This window comes from Rathayibacter sp. AY1C2 (assembly GCF_002931195.1).
GTDB lineage: Bacteria > Actinomycetota > Actinomycetes > Actinomycetales > Microbacteriaceae > Rathayibacter.
On record NZ_PSWG01000004.1, the window covers coordinates 186451 to 205065 of the forward strand.

An 18615-nucleotide genomic window follows, 5' to 3' on the forward strand; every position below is an offset into this window, starting at 1 on the left:
GGTGCCGGAGTCGTGGGGGAGGTGGTGGTCGTCGGTCGTGCGCGGATGCCCGGGGGCGCTCAGAAGCGCCCGCCGCCTCCACGGCGTCCGCCTCCGCCGCTGCTGCGCCCGCCGCCGAAGCCGCCGCCGCCGGAGCGCCGAGACGAGCCGCCGCCGCCGAAGCCGCCGCTGAACCCGCCTCCGCCGAAGCCGCCCGAGCGGTAGCCGCTGCGGCGTCCGCCTCCCAGGAGCGACTCGACCAGGATCCCGCCGAGGAACGCGCCGGTCGTGTCGCCACCGTAGGGGCTGCCGACGGCGTTCGGGGCGGAGTAGGAGCCGGCGTCGGCCCGCGCCCGCTCGAGCGCCTGCTGGGCGAGCTGCGAGGCGCGCTGGGCGGAGGCGAGAGCCTCGCGGGGGTCGGTGGCGGCGATGCGCTCGGCGTACTCGGCCGAGCGGGCGGCCTCGGCGACGCGGGTGCGCGCCTCCGAGCCGACCGCGCCGCGGCGGGCCGCGATGAAGTCCTCGGCGGCCGAGACGCGGCTGCGGGCGGAGGTGAGCTCGGCGCCGAGGGCGGCCCGCTCGCGCTCGCGCTGGGCCTGCGCGTCGCGGAACCCGCCGACGGCGGCGTCGATCGTGGCGTCGGCGGCGGTGAGCGCCTCGAGCAGGGCGAGCGGGTCGTTCGGCCGCACGGAGGCGGCGCGCTCGACGTCGTCGAGGGCGGCCTCGGTCGAGGCGACCGCCGCGGCGACGTTCTGCGCCTGGGCGGCGGTCTCCGCGTCCTGGGAGGCGGCGAGCGATCGTCCCTGCGCCACGTCGGCGCGGATCTCGGCGATGCGGCCGGCGAGCGACGCCTCCGCCTTCTGCAGCTCGTCGCCGCGCGTGGCCACCGCGTCGACGAGTCCGGAGGCCTGCTCGGCGGCCTGCTGCCCGGCGCGCAGCAGCACGGCGGCGCGGCCGGAGTCGCCGGCCTGCAGCGCCTGCTGGGCGCCGGCGAGCTGGTCGCGGGTGAAGCGGAGGCGGTCCTCGGCCTGGTCGGCGTCGTCGCCCACGTCGTCGATCGCGGTCGGCGCGTAGCGGGAGGCGAGCTCGGCGAGGCGGGCGCGGGCCGAGGGGAGGCGGTCGCCGACCTCGGCGGCGCGAGCCGAGAGCGCGGCGGCGACCTGCGGCGCGTTCTTCTCGAGGTCGCGCAGCTCCTCGAACGCGCTCGCGCGCTCGTCGAGCGTCTGCTCGGCGTCGGCGCAGAGCTGGAGGATGCGCTGGTAGCCGTCGCGGCGCTCCTGATCGGTCTCCGGCTCGGCGTCGTCGAGGCGCTGCTGCAGGGTGAAGGCCTCGCCGAGCAGGCGCTTCGCGGTGACGAGCGCCTCGCGGAACGCGCCGGTCGCGTCGGCGCCGAACTGCGCCTCCGCGAAGCCGACCTCCTGCTCGCTGGTGCGGACGGCGTCGTCGGCGTGGACGAGGGCCGACCCGGCACGGGTGGCGAGTTCGTCGATCGAGGCCTCCACCGCCTCCTGGGCGCGGCGCTTCCGCGCGCGGCGGACGAGCAGCAGCACCACGAGGCCGACCACGACGAGGGCCGCGAGCACGCCGAGCGCGATCAGCAGCCCCGAGCCGAGGGACTCGCCGGCGCTGGGCGCGTCGAGGCGCTGCCCGATCCCGTCGGCGGCGGCCACCGCGGCTCCGGCCCAGTCGCCGTCGGCGAGCCTCGGCTCGATGTCGTCGGACTGGAGCGAGGAGACCTGCGCGTCGTCGAGGGCGAAGCCCTGCGCGACCGACACCTGGTACTGGCGGGCGTCGACCGCGACGGCCAGGAGGACGTCGTCGGTGCCCAGTCCGTTGCGGGTCGCGGTCTCGTCCGCCCACGCGGCGCGGTCGGACGGATCGGTGAAGGAGTCGACGAAGGCGACGAACAGCTGCACGCGGTGCTGGTCGTAGAGGGCCCGCGAGGCCTGCTCGATCTCGGCGGTCTCTCCGGAGCTCAGCACCCCGACCGAGTCGAGGACGGTGGAGGAGGAGAAGGAGACGGGCGATTCGGCCGTCGCCGCGGTCGCGGGGACCAGCGCGAGGACCGCGGCGATCAGGAGGGCCGCGAGCGCCGGCAGCAGCCGGAAGCTCACGGGGTGGTGGGGTCTCGCCGGCATCGCGCACACTCCTTCGTCGTCGCCTCCCGAGTGTAGACAGCCCCGGTGTCCGAGCAGGGGTCGGGAGGCGGCAGGCCGTCGACCGCGTGCCCGGGGCGCGGGGGATGGGAGAACGCCGGGAGGAGGAATGACCGTGCTCCGCTCGCGGTTGCTGCTCGGAGTGCGCCGCAGGTGCACGTGCCTCCCTCCTCAGGGCAGCCCCCTGAGACAGCTCCGTAGAAAGGCGATCCCGTGGATCCGTTCTCCCCCCTCACCGCCGGCGACCTCGACCTCCCCAACCGCATCGTCCTGGCACCGATGACGCGACTGCGCTCCGACGAGCAGGGCGTGCCCGGCGCGATCGTCGCCGAGTACTACGCCCAGCGCGCGAGCATGGGCCTGCTGATCAGCGAGGGCGTCTTCCCCAGCGCCGAGTCCAAGGGCTACGCCGGGCAGCCCGGCATCGAGACCGACGCGCAGGCCGCGGGCTGGCGCGCCGTCGCCGACGCCGTGCACGCCGCGGGCGGGCGCATCGTCATGCAGCTGATGAACGCGGGCCGCGTCTCGCACACCGAGATCACCGGCACCGACCGCATCGTCGCCCCGAGCGCCGTCGCCATCGACGGAGAGGTGCACACCCCCTCCGGCAAGAAGCCCTTCCCGGTGCCGCACGCGCTGACCACCGAGGAGCTGGCGACCGTCCGCGACGAGTTCGTCGCCGCCGCCCGCCGCGCGATCGACGCCGGCTTCGACGGAGTCGAGGTGCACGGCGCCAACGGCTACCTGCTGCACGAGTTCCTCTCGCCCGTCTCCAACGTGCGCACCGACCAGTACGGCGGGACCCCGGCCGAGCGCGCCGCGTTCCCGCTCGAGGTCACCCGAGCGATCGTCGACGAGGTCGGAGCGGGCCGCGTCGGCCTCCGCCTCTCGCCGGCCCACAACATCCAGGACGTCGTCGAGACCGACGCCGACGACGTGCGCGCCACCTACGAGGCCGTCGTCGACGGGCTCGCCCCGCTCGGCCTGGCCTACCTCAGCGTCCTGCACGCCGAGCCCGCCGGCGAGCTGGTCCAGGACCTCCGCTCGCGCTTCGACGGCGTCTTCATCGCCAACAGCGGCTTCGGCTCGCCGACCAGCCGCGAGGAGGCGACCGAGCTGATCAGCGAGGGCCACGCCGACGCTGTGGCCGTCGGCCGCCCGGCGATCGCCAACCCCGACCTGGTCGAGCGCTGGCAGGGCGGGCACCCCGAGAACGAGGTCGTCCAGGAGACGGTCTACGGCGGAGGAGCCGAGGGCTACACCGACTACGAGCCCCTCTCGGCGTAGTCGCGACTCACGCGGAAGGCCCGCTCCCTCGAGGGGGAGCGGGCCTTCCGCGTACCGGGGGATCAGCTCTCGCTGCCCCGGCTCTTCAGCTCGGACTCGATGCGGGCGTCCTGCTCGGGCGAGAGCTCGTGGTCCTCGTCCTCCGGGCCGGCCGTCTCGCCGACGCGGCCCTCGCCGAGTGCCTGGATCGAGGTGATCTCGTCCTCGAGCGCGGCGTCGCGGTCGTGCTCGCTCACGAGCCGGTCTCGATCTCCCCGGCGGAGACGGCCTCGGCGTACTTGCGGAGGTCCGGGCCGGGCTCGAAGTCGATGAAGCGGTCCTTGAGGCGCGCGTTCAGCTCCGCGAACACGTCCTCCCAGGGCTCGCCCTTCTTGCTCGTCGCGAGGTCGAGCACCGCCTCGCGGAGGACCCTGTCCGAGTCCTCGAGGATCTTGTCGCGGGCTTCGTCGTTCCAGCGGATGTCCTGTGCGTCCATGCTCCGACCGTAGGCGCGGGGCCAGGACGCCCCAAGGACTTGCGGGCGGGGGGGCGGGAGGCGTAGGAGCCCCCGCCGCTCCGCGCTCAGGAGAGCGCCGGCAGCACCTCGCGCTCGAACAGCTCGATGCCGGACCGGTCGTAGGCGGCGTCCGGGAAGTAGAGGATGCCGTAGTCCATCCCGCGCGACTGCATGCCGGCGAGCCGGTCGACGATCTGCGCGGGAGTGCCGACCGCGAGCGCGTCGGGGCTGCGGTACTCGGCGACGAAGGACGCCGCTCCCTCCGCGCCGAGGTACGGGATCACGCGCTCCTCGAGACGCTGCAGCGCCGCCTCGACCTCCGCCTCCGTCTCGCCGATCACGACGTTGTAGTTCGAGCTCCGGGTGATCGCCGAGAAGTCGGTGCCCAGGCGCTCGCAGTGCCCGCGGAGGACCGAGCTCTTGTGGTCGAACGCCTCCGGGGTCCCGGCGAAGTTCGTGTACTGCGCGTACTGGGCCGCGATCCGCAGCGTGACCTTCTCGCCGCCGCCGGCGACCCACAGCGGGATGCCGCCCTCCTGCAGGGGCAGCGGCCGGTTCTGCGCGCCGTCCACCTGGTAGTAGCGGCCGTCGAGGGTCGCGGACCCGGTCGTCCAGGCCTGCTGCAGGATCTGCACGCCCTCGTCGAGCCGGCCCAGCCGCTCGGCGATCGGCGGGAAGCCGTAGCCGTACGCGCGCCACTCGTGCTCGTACCAGCCGCCGCCGATGCCCATCTCGACCCGCCCGCCCGAGACGATGTCGACGGTCGTCGCGACCTTGGCGAGGTAGGCGGGGTTCCGGTAGCCCATGCAGGTGCACATCTGGCCCAGCCGCACGCGCGACGTGGTGGCGCCGAACGCGCTCATCAGCGACCACGCCTCGTGCGTCGCCTCCTCCGTCACCTGCGGGACGGTGTGGAAGTGGTCGTAGACCCAGATCGACTCCCAGGCGCCGTCGTCGGCGTGCCGGGCGAGGTCGCTCATGGTGCGCCACTGGTCGGCGGCCGGGACGCCGACGAGGTCGTGGCGCCAGCCCTGGGGGATGAAGAGTCCGAATCGCATGCCGCCGACCCTAGGGCGGCCCGGCCCCCGAGGTCGAGGGGGTCGCGGTGCTCGCGTACGCTTCCGACCGATGCTGACCTTCACAGAGGATCTCGGACTCCCCGTCCTCGCGCTGATGATCCTCGCCGCCTTCGCGGCCGGCTGGATCGACGCGGTCGTGGGCGGTGGCGGACTCCTCCAGCTCCCCGCCCTGCTCCTCGTGCCGGGGATCTCGCCCGTGCAGGCGCTCGCCACGAACAAGCTGGCCTCGATCTTCGGCACGACCACCAGCGCGATCACCTACTACCGGCGCGCGAAGCCCGATCTGCGCACCGCGCTGCCGATGGCGGCGGTCGCCCTCGCGGGCAGCTACGGAGGCGCGACGCTCGCCGGCCTCCTCCCGGCCGCGGTGTTCAAGCCGATCATCGTCGTCGCGCTGATCGTGGTCGCCGTCGTGACGATCGCGCGCCCGGCGCTGGGCAGCGTCACGGTGCTCAAGCACGCGGGCCGGCGCCACCTCGTCACGGCGGCGGTGCTGGGACTCCTGATCGGCTTCTACGACGGCCTGATCGGACCGGGCACCGGCACCTTCCTGATCATCGCCCTGATCACCGCGCTGGGCTACGACTTCCTGCTCGCCAGCGCCAAGGCGAAGATCGTCAACGTCGCGACCAACCTCGGCGCCCTGCTCTACTTCGTGCCGGGCGGGCACGTGATCTGGCTGCTGGGCCTCCTGATGGGCGCCGCCAACGTGGCGGGCGCCTACCTCGGCTCGCGGATGGCCGTCGCTCGTGGCAGCCGCTTCATCCGGGTCGCGTTCCTCGTCGTGGTCGGCGCCCTCATCCTCAAGGTCGGCTCCGACGTCTGGACCGAGAACCTGGCGCCGCTGCTGCGCTAGCGCGGGCTGGGGACCGAGCCGCGGAACGAGGACGGGACCCCCGCCGCAGCAAGGGGTCCCGTCCTCGTTCCGATCGCTCGGCGCTCCGCTCCGCCGACCTCAGCCGAAGGGGATCGAGCCGACCAGCACGCCGACGGCGAGCATGACCAGCGAGACGACGACCGCTCGCCACAGCACCTTGCGGTGGTGGTCGCCGAGGTTGACCGCGGCGAGGGAGACGAGCAGGAGGATCGCCGGGACCAGCGGGCTCTGGAGGTGCACCGGCTGCCCGGTGATGGAGGCGCGCGCCATCTCGACCGGCGAGATGCCGTAGTTCGCCGCGCTCTCGGAGAGCACGGGGAGGATGCCGTAGTAGAACGCGTCGTTCGACATGAAGAAGGTCATAGGGATGCTGAGCACGCCGGTGATCACGGCGAGGAACGGTCCGAGCGCCGGCGGGATCACCGCGACGACCCACTCCGCCATGGCGTCGACCATGCCGGTGCCGTTGAGGACGCCGATCAGCACACCGGCCGCCAGCACCATCGACACGACGCCCACGATGCTCGGCGCGTGCTTGACGATCTCGGCCGCCTGGTCCTTCATCTTCGGGAAGTTGATCAGGAGGGCGACCGCGGAGCCGACCATGAACACGTAGGGCAGCGGCAGGATGTCGGCGACCAGCAGCGTCATCACCGCGAGGGTCAGGACCAGGTTCACCCAGATCAGCTTCGGGCGCAGCGTCTCGCGCTCGGGGTCGAGCATCGTGTCGGCCATCGCGGTGTCGGCGTCGTCGGCCTGCACGCGGGCGGCGACGGCCACCTGGGCTCCGCGCAGGGCCTGGGGGCCGCGGAGGAAGGAGAAGCGCTCCCGGGCGACGGTGCGGATGCCCCCGGTCAGGGCCGCGAGGCCGCCGGTGCGGGCGCCGCCCGAGCGGGAGGAGGAGCCGCGGCCGGCGCCGACGAGCTCCTGCTCGAGCATCGGCTCGGCCAGCGCGAGCGAGCCGAGGCGGCGGCGCTCGCCGAGCCCGAGGAACCAGGCGAAGACGAGCGTGACGGCCAGGCCCACCGCGAGCGAGGGGAGCATCGGCACGAAGATCTCGCTCGGCGAGACCTGGAGGGCCGCGGCGGCGCGCACCGTCGGTCCGCCCCAGGGGACGATGTTGAGCGTGCCGTTGGCCAGGCCCGCGACGCAGGTCAGCACGACCGGGTTCATCCCCAGGCGCAGGTAGATCGGGAGCATCGCGGCGGTGGTGACGATGAAGGTGGTCGAGCCGTCGCCGTCGAGCGAGACCGCACCCGCGAGCAGCGCCGTGCCGAGCACGACCTTCGCCGGGTCGTCGCCGAGCGCGCGGACGATGAAGCGGATCAGCGGGTCGAAGAGCCCGACGTCGATCATGATCCCGAAGTACATGATCGCGAACATCAGCAGCGCGGCCGTGGGCGCGAGGCTGCCGATCGCCTCGAGGACCATGTCGCCGATGCCGAGGCCGGCGCCCGCGAAGAGGCCGAAGATCGTCGGCACGACGATCAGGGCGACCATCGGCGTCAGCCGCTTGGTCATGATCAGGGCCATGAAGGCCAGGATCATGGTGAAACCGAGTACTACCAACACAGCTGACTCCTTCGTCCAGTGCCTCCGCCCGCGCTCGGCGGGAGAGCCGGCCGGGAGATGCTGGAAACCCTAGGCAGCTCCGCGTCCGGCGCCGGGGTATCGCTCATTACGGCGACATCTGCGCATAGTGTGGCTTCTGCGCATTCTGCGCACGACGACGGCGAGGAGGCCCCGATGCGCTTCGCGACCCACGTCCTGGTCCTGCAGCTCGCCACGGTGTCGGCCGCCGTGCTGGTCTGCGCCGGCCTCGTCACCGCGCTCAGCGTCCAGCAGCTGCGCGGCGAGGCGGAGGGGACGGCGCTCGCCATCGCCCGCACCGTCGCCGAGGACCCCGACGTGCAGGACGCGGTCGCCGCGTCCTCCGCGGTGCCCGGCGCGCCCGCCGCCTCGGAGCTGCGCGGCGGACCGCTCGAGGACGTCGCCGCCGCCGTCGAGCAGCGCACCGGCGCGCTCTTCGTCGTGATCACCGACGACCAGGGCATCCGCCTCGCCCACCCCGACGAGGACCGCCTCGGCGAGCGGGTCTCGACCAGCCCCGACGAGGCGCTCGCCGGGCGCGAGAGCGTCTCGTGGGGCACCGGCACGCTCGGCGAGTCGGCACGGGCGAAGGTCCCGGTCTTCGCCGCGGGGGAGCAGCGGGTCGTCGGCGAGGTCAGCATCGGCTTCGCACGCTCCAGCGTCTTCACCGACCTGCCGACCGCGCTGCTCGGCGTCCTCGCCGCGGCGCTCGCCGGGCTGGTGCTCGCCGCCGTCGCCTCCGTCTTCATCCGCCGCCGCCTGCTGCGCCTGACGCTCGGCCTCGCCCCGGAGGAGCTCACCTCGCTCGTGCAGGACCAGGCCGCCGTGCTCGACGGGGTCGACGAGGGCGTGCTCGCGCTCGACCGCGACGGGCGCGTCGGCGTCTGCAATGCGCGGGCCGCCGCGATCCTCGGCTCCGACGACCCGACCGGGCGGGCGCTGCACGGGCGGCCGCTCGCGGAGCTCGACCTCCCCGTACCGCTGGCCGACGCGATCGGCGCCGCGCTGCACTCCGTCGAACCGCCCCGCCCCGGAGGCGAGGAGGGCTTCGTCGTCCGTTCCCGCATCGTCTACGTCGACATCCGCCGGGTGACCCGCGGCGACCGCGACCTGGGCGTGGTGGTGGTGCTGCGCGACCGCACCGACCTCGCCGCGCTGAGCCGGCGCCTCGACGCGGTCGGCGCGATGACCAACGCGCTCCGGGTGCAGCGGCACGAGTTCGCCAACCGCCTGCACGTGGTCGCGGGTCTGCTGGATGCGGGGCGGACCGCGTCGGCGCGCGACTACCTCGACGAGGTGCTGACCCGCGGCCCGCTCAAGTACCCGGTGCAGCACGCCGACCGGCTGCAGGAGCCGTACCTCCAGGCGCTCGTCGGGGCGAAGGGGATCGAGGCGGCCGAGCGCGGCGTGCTGCTGACGCTCGGCGAGGAGACGCTGGTGCGCGGCACCGTCGTCGAGCCGGAGGACGTCGCGACGGTGGTCGGGAACCTGGTGGACAACGCGGTGCGCGCGGCGGTCGAGGGGCGGCGGGACGTGCGCTTCGTCGAGGTCGAGCTGCTCGACGACGGCGACGCGCTCTTCGTGACGGTCGCCGACTCCGGCGACGGAGTGCTCGATCCGGACTCGCTGTTCGACCGGGCCGGCGCGGGCGACCCCGTCGAGGACGACGGTCGCGTGCACGGTCGGGGCTTCGGCCTGCCGCTGTGCCGTGAGGTGGCCGCCCGCCGCGGCGGCGAGGTCTGGCTGGCGGACGCCGGCGGAGCGGAGTCGGGGGCCGTGCTGTGCGCGCGCCTCCCCGGAGCGGTGCTGCCGCCGGAGCAGGACGGGGACGGGTCATGAGCGCGGACACGGCGCGGGAGCGCACGGTGCTGGTGGTGGACGACGACTTCCGGGTCGCGCAGCTGCACGCGGACCTGGTCGAGGCGCGGCAGGGGCTGACGGCCCTTCCTCCGGTGCACACGGCGCGCGCGGCGCGGGCGGCCGTCGCCGAGCACGCGCCCGATCTGCTGCTGCTCGACGTGCACCTGCCGGATCAGAGCGGGATCGCGCTGCTCCGCGAGCTCGACACCGACGCGTTCGTCGTGAGCGCCGCCTCCGACGGGGCGACGGTGCGGCGCGCCCTGCACGCGGGAGCGCTCGGGTACCTCATCAAGCCGTTCGAGGCGCGCCTGCTCGGCGAGCGCCTCGACGCGTACGTGCGGTTCCGGAACGTGCTGCGGGAGGACCGCGCGGCCGATCAGGAGGCGGTGGAGCGGGCGCTGCGCATCCTGCACTCGGGCGACGCGACCGCCGCGCAGCCCTCGCGCTCGGCCACCGAGCAGCTCGTCCTGGCGCGCCTGGCCGAGTCGGGCGCCGAGCTGTCGGCCCTCGAGGTGGCCGAGCGCGCCGGTATCTCGCGTGCCACCGCCCAGCGCTACCTCTCGGGTCTCGCGGGCCGCGGCCTCGTCGAGATGACCCTCAGCTACGGCACCACCGGCCGCCCGGAGCACCGCTTCCGCGCCCGCTGACCCTCCGCGAGCGGAGTCCGCGCTCGAACCGGCGGGACGTTCTCGGCGGTCAAGACCCGCTCTCGGGGACCTGAGCGCCTAGGGGAGCTGACTGCGGAGCACCGGCGTGCGGTGCTCGGTCGAGCCGAACGGGGGATCCGCGTGTCAGCGGATCCTCCTAGGCGGTCGGGACCCGCTCTCGGGAACCCGACCGCCCGTGGGAGCCGACTGCGGTGCGCCGCCCTGCGGCGCACGAGACGGCCCGTCGAACGAGCGATCCGCGTGTCAGCGGATCGTTCTAGGCGGTCGGGACCCGCTCTCGGGAAACCGACCGCCTAGGAGAGCCGACTGCGGTGCGCCGCTTCGCGGCGCACGAGTCGACTCAGTGCGTCGCGTCGACGTCCGCGCCCGCGGCCACGCGGCGGCGCTCGGCGGCCTCGGCGGCCATGCGGCGGCCCTTGGGGCTGACGAGGGAGGCGATCACCGTGATCACGAGGACGCCGATGATGACCGAGAGCGACAGTCCGGTGCCGATCTCGAAGACCTCCACGTGCTCGCCGTTGTTGATGAACGGCAGGTTGTTCTCGTGGAGCGCGTGCAGGATCAGCTTCACGCCGATGAAGGCGAGGATCGCGGCGAGGCCGATGCTGAGGTAGACGAGGCGGTCGAGCAGGCCGTCGATGAGGAAGTACAGCTGGCGCAGGCCCAGCAGCGAGAACGCGGTCGCCGTGAAGACGAGGTACACGTCGCTGGTGAGGCCGAAGATCGCCGGCACGCTGTCGAGGGCGAACAGGATGTCCGTTCCGCCGATCGCCGCCATGACGAGGATCATCGGCGTGAGGACCTTCTTGCCGTCGATGTGCGTGTAGAACTTGTCGCCGTCGTACTGGTCGCTCGTCTTGAAGATCCGCTTGGCCAGGCGCACCATCACGTTGTCGCTGGAGTGGTCGTCTCCCGGCTTGACCAGGTTGAACGCGGTCAGCAGCAGGATCAGGCCGAAGATGTAGAAGACCCAGGCGAACGAGTTGATCAGTGCGGCGCCGAGGAAGATGAAGCCGGTGCGGGCGATCAGTGCGAAGACGATTCCGAAGAGGAGCACCTTCTGCTGGTCGGCGCGGGGCACCTTGAAGCTCGCCATGATGATGAGGAAGACGAACAGGTTGTCGACCGAGAGGGCCTTCTCGGTGATGTACCCCGCGAAGTACTCCGATCCGGGCGTCGCTCCGCCGAAGACGAGGACGCCGAGCCCGAAGAGCACGGCGATGCCGACGTAGAGCGCCGACCAGATCGACGACTCCTTCAGCGTGGGCTCGTGGGCCTTCCGGACGTGGAAGAAGAAGTCGAAGAGCAGGAGCAGGACGATGAAGGCGATCGTCAGGGTCCAGATCAGGGGCGATACGGTCATGAAGGGGCTGGCCTCGCTCGTGAAGGGGGGTCGGGGGACGGTCGCGGGGGTCGCTCGTCAAGGGAAAAGGTAGCGAGGCACCGTGGCGAGCAGGGCGCCCGCCGCTGGATCGTGAGTATCTTCTCAGTTCTCAGCGCGTCCCTCGCGCCCAGCGGCCGGAGCGCCACACTGGTCACCATGACCGGCGCCGCTGTCGACAGGACCTTCCAGGACGCCTCCGGCGTCGTCATCCACTACCGCTGGTGGCCGCACCCCTCGCCCCGCGCGATCGTGCAGCTGGCCCACGGGGTCGGCGAGCACTCGGGGCGCTACGTCGAGCTGGCGGAGGCGCTGGTCGCCGCCGGGTACGCGGTCGCGGCGGACGACCACCGCGGGCACGGCCGGACCGGCCTCGAGCAGCACGGCGGCGACTCCTCCCGGCTCGGACTGCTGGGGCCGGGCGGCCTGCGCGCGACCGAGGCGGCGATCCTCCGGCTGACGGAGCTGCTCGCGGAGGAGAGCCCCGGCGTGCCGATCGTGCTGCTCGGCCACTCCTGGGGGTCGCTCATGGCGCAGCGGATCGTCGACCACCACTCCGGCGCCTATGCCGCGCTCGTGCTGAGCGGCACGGCCTACCGCCTCCCCGGGCACATGAACGCGGGCGACCTGGCGAAGCGGCACCGCGTCGCCGGCGGCCTCGGCCTCGAGTGGCTCTCCCGCGACCCGGAGGTCTGGCAGCGGTTCCACGACGACCCCCTCACCTTCACCACGCCGCTCGCGAAGCGGATCGGGCTGGTCGAGACCCTGCGGCTGGTCGGCCGCCCGAAGCGCGGGCCCGAGCATCCGCTGCCCCTGCTGCTGGTCGTGGGCGCCGACGACACCCTCGGCGGCGAGCGGTCGGTGCGCGCGCTCGCCCAGGCCTACCGGCGGCGGGCCGGGTACACGGACGTCTCGGTGCGGGTGTACCCGGAGGCGCGGCACGAGCTGTTCCAGGAGCTCAACCGGGCCGAGGTCACGGCCGATCTCGTGGAGTGGCTGGGCGAGCGCTTCCCCGCCCCGGCTCGCGCCTAGGCTGGCGTCATGCATGGCGAGTACAAGGTCCCCGGCGGAAAGCTCGTGGTCGTCGACCTCGACGTGGTCGACGGGAGGTTCGCCGGGTTCCGCCTGGCGGGCGACTTCTTCCTCGAGCCCGACACGGCCCTCGACGACATCGATCGCGCGGTCGTGGGCCTCCCGGCCGAGACGGACGCGAAGTCCATCGCCGCCGCCATCCGGCAGGCGCTCCCGGCCGACGCGGTCCTGCTCGGCTTCACGCCCGAGGCCGTCGCGGTCGCGATCCGCCGCTCGCTGCAGAAGGCGACCAGCTGGCGCGACTACGACTGGCGCATCGTGCACGACCGGGCCGTCCCTCCCGCGACCCACCTGGCGCTCGACGAGGTGCTGACCGCCGCGGTCGGCGAGGGCCGCCGGGAGCCGACGCTGCGGATCTGGGAGTGGGACCAGCCCGCCGTCGTCATCGGCAGCTTCCAGTCGCTCCGCAACGAGGTCGACCTCGACAACGCGGCGAAGTACGGCGTCGACGTGGTCCGCCGCATCTCGGGCGGCGGCGCGATGTTCATGGAGGCGGGCAGCGTCGTCACGTACTCGCTCTACGTCCCCGGCGACCTCGTCCAGGGGCTGACCTTCGCCGACTCCTACGCCTTCCTCGACGAGTGGGCCGTCAGCGCGCTGCAGTCGCTCGGGATCGACGCGGTCTACCAGCCGCTCAACGACATCACCTCGCCCTCGGGCAAGATCGGCGGTGCCGCGCAGAAGCGCCTGGGCTCCGGCGCCGTCCTCCACCACGTGACCATGAGCTACGACATCGACGCCGAGAAGATGGTGCAGGTGCTGCGGATCGGCCGCGAGAAGCTCTCGGACAAGGGCATCGCCTCCGCCGTGAAGCGCGTCGACCCGCTGCGCAGCCAGACCGGGCTCAGCCGCGCCGAGATCATCGAGCGCATGAAGGCGACCTTCGTGCAGCTGCACGGCGGCGAGGCGGGGACGCTGACCGAGGAGGAGTACGCGGCGGCGGAGGAGCTGGTGCGGACGAAGTACTCGACTCCGGAGTGGCTGCGGCGCGTCCCCTGACCGGCGGGCCCGGGGCGGCGGTCGTCGGCGTGTGGCCCCGGAGCGGAACGCGGCGGACCGGTCCGGCGGGCGCCCCTCAGCTCGCGAGGAGCTCCTGGTAGTCCGGGTGCTCGGCGATGAACTCGGCGACGAACGGGCAGGCCGGGACGATGCGCCCGCCGAAGCGCTCGTGCGCGTCGTCGAGGGCCGCCTCGACGAGGGTCTCGCCGAGGCCCTCGTGGCGGTGCTCGGGCGCGATCTCGGTGTGGAGGAAGACCACGTCGCGGCCGCGGACGGCGTAGTCCGCGACTCCGACGGTCTCGCCGTCGAGCCAGAGCGTGTAGCGGGACGAGTCCTCGTCGTGGCGCACCTCGGAGATCATCGCGCCACTCTACGCCGGAGCCTCCCGGCACCCGTCGAGCGCGGGCGCGAGGCGCGGAGCGTGTCGCCGGGCTCGCGCGCACTGGCACAATTGCCGGGTGCCCAGGACGATCCAGATCGCGGACGGCGTCCCGGAGTCGCGGAGCGCGGTGTTCCACGCCGACAATCTCGAGGTCCTGCCGCAGCTGGCCGACGGGGCCTTCACCGTCGTCTACCTCGACCCGCCGTTCAACACGGGCCGGGCGCAGGTGCGGACCTCGACCACCTCGGTGCGCTCCACCACCGGCACGATCGCCGGCTTCAAGGGGCGCAGCTACGAGCGGATCCGCGGCGACCTGCTCCGCTACGACGACCGCTTCGACGACTACTGGTCGTTCCTCGAGCCGCGTCTGGCCGAGGCGTGGCGGCTCCTCGCCGACGACGGCACCCTCTACCTCCACCTCGACTACCGCGAGGCGCACTACGCGAAGGTGCTGCTCGACGCGCTCTTCGGCCGCGAGTGCTTCCTCAACGAGATCATCTGGGCCTACGACTACGGAGCGAAGGCCACGCGCCGCTGGCCGACCAAGCACGACACGATCCTCGTCTACGTGAAGGACCCGCGCGGCTACCACTTCGACTCCGCCGCCGTGGACCGCGAGCCGTACATGGCCCCGGGCCTGGTGACCCCCGAGAAGGCCGAGCGCGGCAAGCGGCCGACCGACGTGTGGTGGCACACGATCGTCTCGCCGACCGGCCGCGAGAAGACCGGGTACCCGACGCAGAAGCCGGAGGGGATCCTCCGCCGCATCGTGCAGGCGTCCAGCCGCGAGGGCGACGCCGTCCTCGACTTCTTCGCCGGCTCCGGCACGACCGGTGCCGTCGCGCATGCTCTCGGCCGCCGCTTCGTCCTCGTCGACGAGCACGCCGACGCGGTCGCCGTCATGCGCCGCCGCTTCGCCGCCCTCGACCCGGCGCCGCTCTTCCTCTGACGCGGGCCCTCTCGACTCCTCAGACGTGTCGAGGTCGGTCGCTCCCACTGTCCAGAAGGTGTCGCACTCGACATCGATCGCTCCGACTGTCCAGGAGTTGTCGCACTCGACGCCGACTGCGACAACTCCTGGACAGTCGTGGTGGGAGGCGCGCCTCCCCAGGTGCGGGATCAGGGGTTCGTCCACAGAATGCGGATCGCGGGAGTCGGACGAGGATCACGGACCGCCAGAATCGCGGCATGTCCAGCACCGACCTCGGAGCCTTCACCCGGCGAGCGGCACTCCGCGCAGGGGTGACGGACGCCCGACTGCGCACTCCCGCCCTGGCCAGCCCCTTCCACGGAGTGCGCACCCGGGTGGCGCCCGTGACGCACCTGGAACGAGCCGCCGCCTACCTGCCGCGGCTGCGGCCCTGGCAGCTCTTCTCCCACCTGACCGCGGCCGAAGCCTGGGGAGTGCCGCTCCCGGCGCGACCCGGCGAGGACGATCCGATCCACGTGGCGGCGACGACGCCGCACCGGCCCCCCAGGACCCGGGGTGTGATCGGCCACACCCTCACGGAGACGGACAGGGTCGAGCGGCACGGCCTGCCGGTGACGGGAGCGGTGTCGACGTGGATCGCGCTCGCCCCACTGCTGTCCGCCCGCGATCTCCTCGCGGCGACGGACCACCTCCTGTTCGAGCCGCGCTACCCGCGCCGGGACGATCCGCGTCCCCATGTCCGGCTTCACGAGCTGCAGGACCGCCTGGCCTCCCATCGGGGCCGGGGCCGACGCGGCCTGGCTGAGGCTCTGCGGCTGGCATCGACCGGAGCCGCCTCGCGGAGGGAGACCTGGCTCCGCGCTCTCGTCGAGGAGGCGGGACTGCCCGCGCCCGACGTGAACGCCGAGATCAGGATCGGCGGCCGACTGCTCGCGGTCGGCGATCTGGTCTTCGAACGGTGGAAGGTGGTGGCGGAGTACGACGGCGGCCAGCACCGGACGGACGACGCGCAGTTCTCACGCGATCGTGAACGGCTCCTGGCCCTGCACCTCGCGGGCTGGATCGTCGTGGTCGTCCGCGCGGAGGGTCTGACCCGGGGCAGGGCGCGCACGATCGCCGAGCTCCGTGCCGCTCTCGTGGCCCACGGCTGGCGACCGTGACGCACCCCGTCGACGGATCGACCCGCTCGTCCATCCCCGCCCCGCCGCCCGCGTCCGCCTCACCGTCCGGATCCGTTCGCCCGTCCGCATCCGATCGAGCACGCGGAGTTCTCCGACTGTCCAGGAGTCGTCGCACTCGGCGTCGACTGCGACGACTACTGCGTACTCGCGGGCCGGCGTCAGCTGCTGGCGCGGATGACCAGCGACGTCGGCATCAGCGTGCGGTGCTCCACGGGGAGCCCCTCGATGCGGGCGGTCAGCAGCTCCACCATGCGGGCGCCGAGCTCGTCGGGGAGCTGGCGCACCGTGGTCAGCGCGGGGACGGCGTTCCGCGCGAAGAGATCGTCGTCGAAGCCCACGACGGACACGTCCTCGGGGATCCGGCGGCCGGCCTCGCGGAGGGCGGCGTAGGCGCCGACCGCCATCTGGTCGTTCGCGGCGAAGACGCCGTCCAGGTCGGGGTCGCGGGCGAGGAGGCGGCGCATCGCCTCGGTGCCGCTGGCCGGCGAGAAGTCTCCCCACTCGACGAGGTCGTCGGCGAGGCCGGCGTCGGTGAGTGCGCCGCGCCAGCCGATCAGGCGGTCGACGCCCGGCGGCATGTCGGCGGGGCCCGCGATGGTGGCGATCCGGCGCCGGCCGCGCTCGATCAGGTGCGCGGTGGCGACGGCCGCCCCCTCCGTGTTGTCCACGTCGACGAAGTAGGAGCCGCGCTCGTCCGGCGAGAGCGGCCGGCCGCCGAAGACGATCGGCAGCGTGCCCGAGAGCGCCGCGTAGGAGTGGTCGCCGGAGTGGTGCGAGACCACGAGCGCGCCGTCGACATTGCCGCCGAGCAGGTACCGCCGCGTCTTCTCGCCGTCCGTCTCGGACGCGATCAGCATCGAGAGCGTGTAGTCCGTGTCGGCCAGGCGCATCGCGGCGCCCTGCACGATCGAGGCGAAGAACGGGTCCGCGAAGACGCGCGCGGTCGACTCCGGCACGATCAGCGCGATCGACTGCGTGCGCCGCGAGGCGAGCATCCGCGCCGCGTGATTGGGCACGTAGTCGAGCTCGCCGATCGCCTTCTCCACGGCGGCCACGATCTCGGCCGCCACCTGCGGGGCGCCGTTGACCACCCGCGAGACCGTCGCGCGCGAGACTCCGGCCCGCGCCGCGACCATCTCGAGGGTGGGGGAGCGGCCCCCGCCGCGGACGCCCGTCGGCTCGCTCACGGGTCAGTCCAGGATCGCCGCGGCGCTGCCGCCGAGCAGTCGGGAGTAGACCAGGCCCGAGTCCTTCACGATCCGCTCCTGCGTGTCGTAGTCGACGCGCACGATGCCGAAGCGCTTCTCGTAGCCCCAGGCCCACTCGTAGTTGTCGAGGAGGGACCAGACGAAGTAGCCGCGGACGTCGGCGCCCTGGTCGATCGCGTCGGCGACCTTCTCGACGTGGTCGAGCACGTACTGCGTGCGGTCCGCGTCGTGCACGCGGCCGTCCTCGACGACGTCGTCGTAGGCGGCGCCGTTCTCGGTCACGTAGAGCGGAGGGAGGTTCTCGTACTCCAGGCCCAGGCGGGTCAGCAGGTAGCGCAGCCCGTCGGGGTTCACCTCCCAGTCCATCGCGGTGCGCGGCAGACCGCGCGACGGGAAGGTGATGAACTCGGAGCCGACCCAGGGGGAGCCGACCTCGCGGTCGGTCGCCTGGGCGAAGTCGTCGGCTCCGGCCGGCAGCGGATGCGCCGAGACGTTGTCGTCGTGGTAGTGGTTCACGCCGAGGAAGTCGAGCGGGAGCGAGATGAGGTCGAGGTCGCCGTCGACGATCAGCTCGTCGAGCCCGAGCCCTTCGACGTCCTCGAGCAGGTCCTCGGGGTACTCGCCGCGCAGCAGCGGGTCGAGGAAGATCCGGTTCTGGAGCGCGTCGAAGCGGCGTGCGGCGTCGAGGTCGGCCTCGTCCTCGGGGTCGTCGGGGACGGCGTTCGAGAGGTTGAGCGTGATGCCCAGGTTCTGCGCTCCGAGCTGCCGGAGCGTCGAGACGGCCAGCCCGTGGGCTAGGTGCGTGTGGTGCACGGCGGCGAGGGCCTTCTGCTGCGAGATCACGCCGGGGGCGTGCACGCCCGCGCCGTAGGAGAGCAGGGTCGAGCAGAACGGCTCGTTGAACGTCGTCCAGTGCTGCACCCGGTCGCCGAGGCTCTCGTAGACGGCCTCGGCGTAGTCCCGGAAGCGCTCGGCGGTGTCGCGGTTCGCCCAGCCGCCGGTCTCCTCGACGGCCTGCGGGAGGTCCCAGTGGTAGAGGGTGAGCCACGGCAGCACGCCGGCGCCGAGCAGCTCGTCGACCAGGCGGGAGTAGAAGTCGAGGCCCTCGGGGTTCACCGCGCGGTCGCCCGGCTTGACGCGCGCCCAGCTGACCGAGAAGCGGTAGGAGCCGAGCCCCAGCTCCTTCATCAGCCGCACGTCCGCGGGCATCCGGTGGTAGTGGTCCACCGCGACCTCGGGGGTGTCGCCCTTCGCGACCGCTCCGGGGACGCGGGAGAACGCGTCCCAGATGCTGTCCTCCTTGCCGCCCTCGTGGCCGGCGCCCTCGATCTGGGCGGCGGCGGTCGCGGATCCCCAGAGGAAGCCGGCGGGCCAGTCGCGGACGGCGAGCCGGTCGACGCGGGCGATCTGCTCCGAGAGGCTCGGGGTCGCGGGGGAGGGGGGGGGGCG

The 18615-nt window shown here is 73.0% G+C and carries 17 protein-coding genes; 8 read left to right on the forward strand and 9 right to left on the reverse strand.

Annotated features, from left to right (window positions below):
- Positions 1-59 precede the first annotated feature (59 nt).
- Positions 60-2117, reverse strand: coding sequence for a TPM domain-containing protein (locus C5C55_RS05255; protein WP_104233153.1), 2058 nt, complete (start codon positions 2115-2117; stop codon positions 60-62).
- Between the two features lie 231 nt (positions 2118-2348).
- On the opposite strand from C5C55_RS05255, the gene C5C55_RS05260 reads away from it, so the two are divergent.
- Positions 2349-3422 (forward strand): alkene reductase, encoded by a 1074-nt coding sequence (locus C5C55_RS05260; RefSeq protein ID WP_104233154.1) that lies wholly within the window; start codon positions 2349-2351, stop codon positions 3420-3422.
- A gap of 62 nt (positions 3423-3484) precedes the next feature.
- Here C5C55_RS05260 and C5C55_RS16495 read toward each other — a convergent pair whose 3' ends face one another.
- From C5C55_RS16495 to C5C55_RS05270, 3 genes are all read right to left on the reverse strand, one after another.
- A complete protein-coding gene (locus C5C55_RS16495) occupies positions 3485-3658 on the reverse strand; it encodes a hypothetical protein (protein WP_181067776.1) in 174 nt (57 codons plus the stop codon).
- Positions 3655-3897, reverse strand: coding sequence for a hypothetical protein (locus C5C55_RS05265; RefSeq protein ID WP_068251275.1), 243 nt, complete (start codon positions 3895-3897; stop codon positions 3655-3657). Before C5C55_RS05265 ends, C5C55_RS16495 begins: the two co-directional genes overlap by 4 nt.
- Positions 3898-3983: 86 nt before the next feature.
- On the reverse strand, positions 3984-4976 hold the full coding sequence (locus C5C55_RS05270) for an LLM class F420-dependent oxidoreductase (RefSeq protein WP_104233155.1): 993 nt from the start codon (positions 4974-4976) through the stop codon (positions 3984-3986).
- Between the two features lie 70 nt (positions 4977-5046).
- Here C5C55_RS05270 and C5C55_RS05275 point away from each other — a divergent pair, with 70 nt between their 5' ends.
- Entirely contained in the window at positions 5047-5853 is an 807-nt protein-coding gene (locus C5C55_RS05275; RefSeq protein ID WP_104223862.1) for a TSUP family transporter, read from the forward strand.
- Positions 5854-5952: 99 nt separating this feature from the next.
- On the opposite strand, the gene C5C55_RS05280 is transcribed toward C5C55_RS05275, so the two are convergent.
- A complete protein-coding gene (locus C5C55_RS05280; RefSeq protein ID WP_104233156.1) occupies positions 5953-7422 on the reverse strand; it encodes a CitMHS family transporter in 1470 nt (489 codons plus the stop codon).
- Between the two features lie 198 nt (positions 7423-7620).
- Here C5C55_RS05280 and C5C55_RS05285 point away from each other — a divergent pair, with 198 nt between their 5' ends.
- Complete coding sequence (locus C5C55_RS05285; protein WP_104223864.1) at positions 7621-9303, forward strand: sensor histidine kinase; 1683 nt, start codon at positions 7621-7623, stop codon at positions 9301-9303.
- Positions 9300-9971: a response regulator gene (locus tag C5C55_RS05290; protein ID WP_104233157.1), complete on the forward strand. Its 672-nt coding sequence runs from the start codon at positions 9300-9302 to the stop codon at positions 9969-9971. The genes C5C55_RS05285 and C5C55_RS05290 overlap by 4 nt, the downstream gene beginning before the upstream one ends.
- 361 nt (positions 9972-10332) lie before the next feature.
- Here the strand turns inward: C5C55_RS05290 and C5C55_RS05295 are convergent, their stop codons facing one another.
- Complete coding sequence (locus tag C5C55_RS05295) at positions 10333-11355, reverse strand: TerC family protein (RefSeq protein ID WP_104233158.1); 1023 nt, start codon at positions 11353-11355, stop codon at positions 10333-10335.
- A gap of 177 nt (positions 11356-11532) precedes the next feature.
- On the opposite strand from C5C55_RS05295, the gene C5C55_RS05300 reads away from it, so the two are divergent.
- Positions 11533-12405 carry an alpha/beta fold hydrolase gene (locus tag C5C55_RS05300; protein WP_104233159.1) on the forward strand — a complete coding sequence of 291 codons (873 nt, stop codon included), beginning with the start codon at positions 11533-11535 and terminating at the stop codon, positions 12403-12405.
- Positions 12406-12414: 9 nt separating this feature from the next.
- Entirely contained in the window at positions 12415-13464 is a 1050-nt protein-coding gene (locus C5C55_RS05305; RefSeq protein WP_104225162.1) for a biotin/lipoate A/B protein ligase family protein, read from the forward strand.
- Between the two features lie 76 nt (positions 13465-13540).
- On the opposite strand, the gene C5C55_RS05310 is transcribed toward C5C55_RS05305, so the two are convergent.
- Entirely contained in the window at positions 13541-13825 is a 285-nt protein-coding gene (locus C5C55_RS05310; protein ID WP_104233160.1) for a GNAT family N-acetyltransferase, read from the reverse strand.
- Positions 13826-13922: 97 nt separating this feature from the next.
- Between C5C55_RS05310 and C5C55_RS05315 the strand changes: the two genes are divergently transcribed.
- Together C5C55_RS05315 and C5C55_RS05320 are read left to right on the forward strand one after the other, a co-directional pair.
- Positions 13923-14795: a site-specific DNA-methyltransferase gene (locus C5C55_RS05315; RefSeq protein ID WP_104225160.1), complete on the forward strand. Its 873-nt coding sequence runs from the start codon at positions 13923-13925 to the stop codon at positions 14793-14795.
- 239 nt (positions 14796-15034) lie between these two features.
- Entirely contained in the window at positions 15035-15937 is a 903-nt protein-coding gene (locus tag C5C55_RS05320; protein ID WP_104233161.1) for a hypothetical protein, read from the forward strand.
- A gap of 179 nt (positions 15938-16116) precedes the next feature.
- On the opposite strand, the gene C5C55_RS05325 is transcribed toward C5C55_RS05320, so the two are convergent.
- Both C5C55_RS05325 and C5C55_RS05330 read right to left on the reverse strand, forming a co-directional pair.
- Positions 16117-17094, reverse strand: a complete 978-nt coding sequence (locus C5C55_RS05325; protein ID WP_104233173.1) for a LacI family DNA-binding transcriptional regulator — start codon at positions 17092-17094, stop codon at positions 16117-16119.
- A gap of 54 nt (positions 17095-17148) precedes the next feature.
- Positions 17149-18573, reverse strand: a complete 1425-nt coding sequence (locus C5C55_RS05330; RefSeq protein WP_104233174.1) for a GH1 family beta-glucosidase — start codon at positions 18571-18573, stop codon at positions 17149-17151.
- Between the last annotated feature and the right edge of the window lie 42 nt (positions 18574-18615).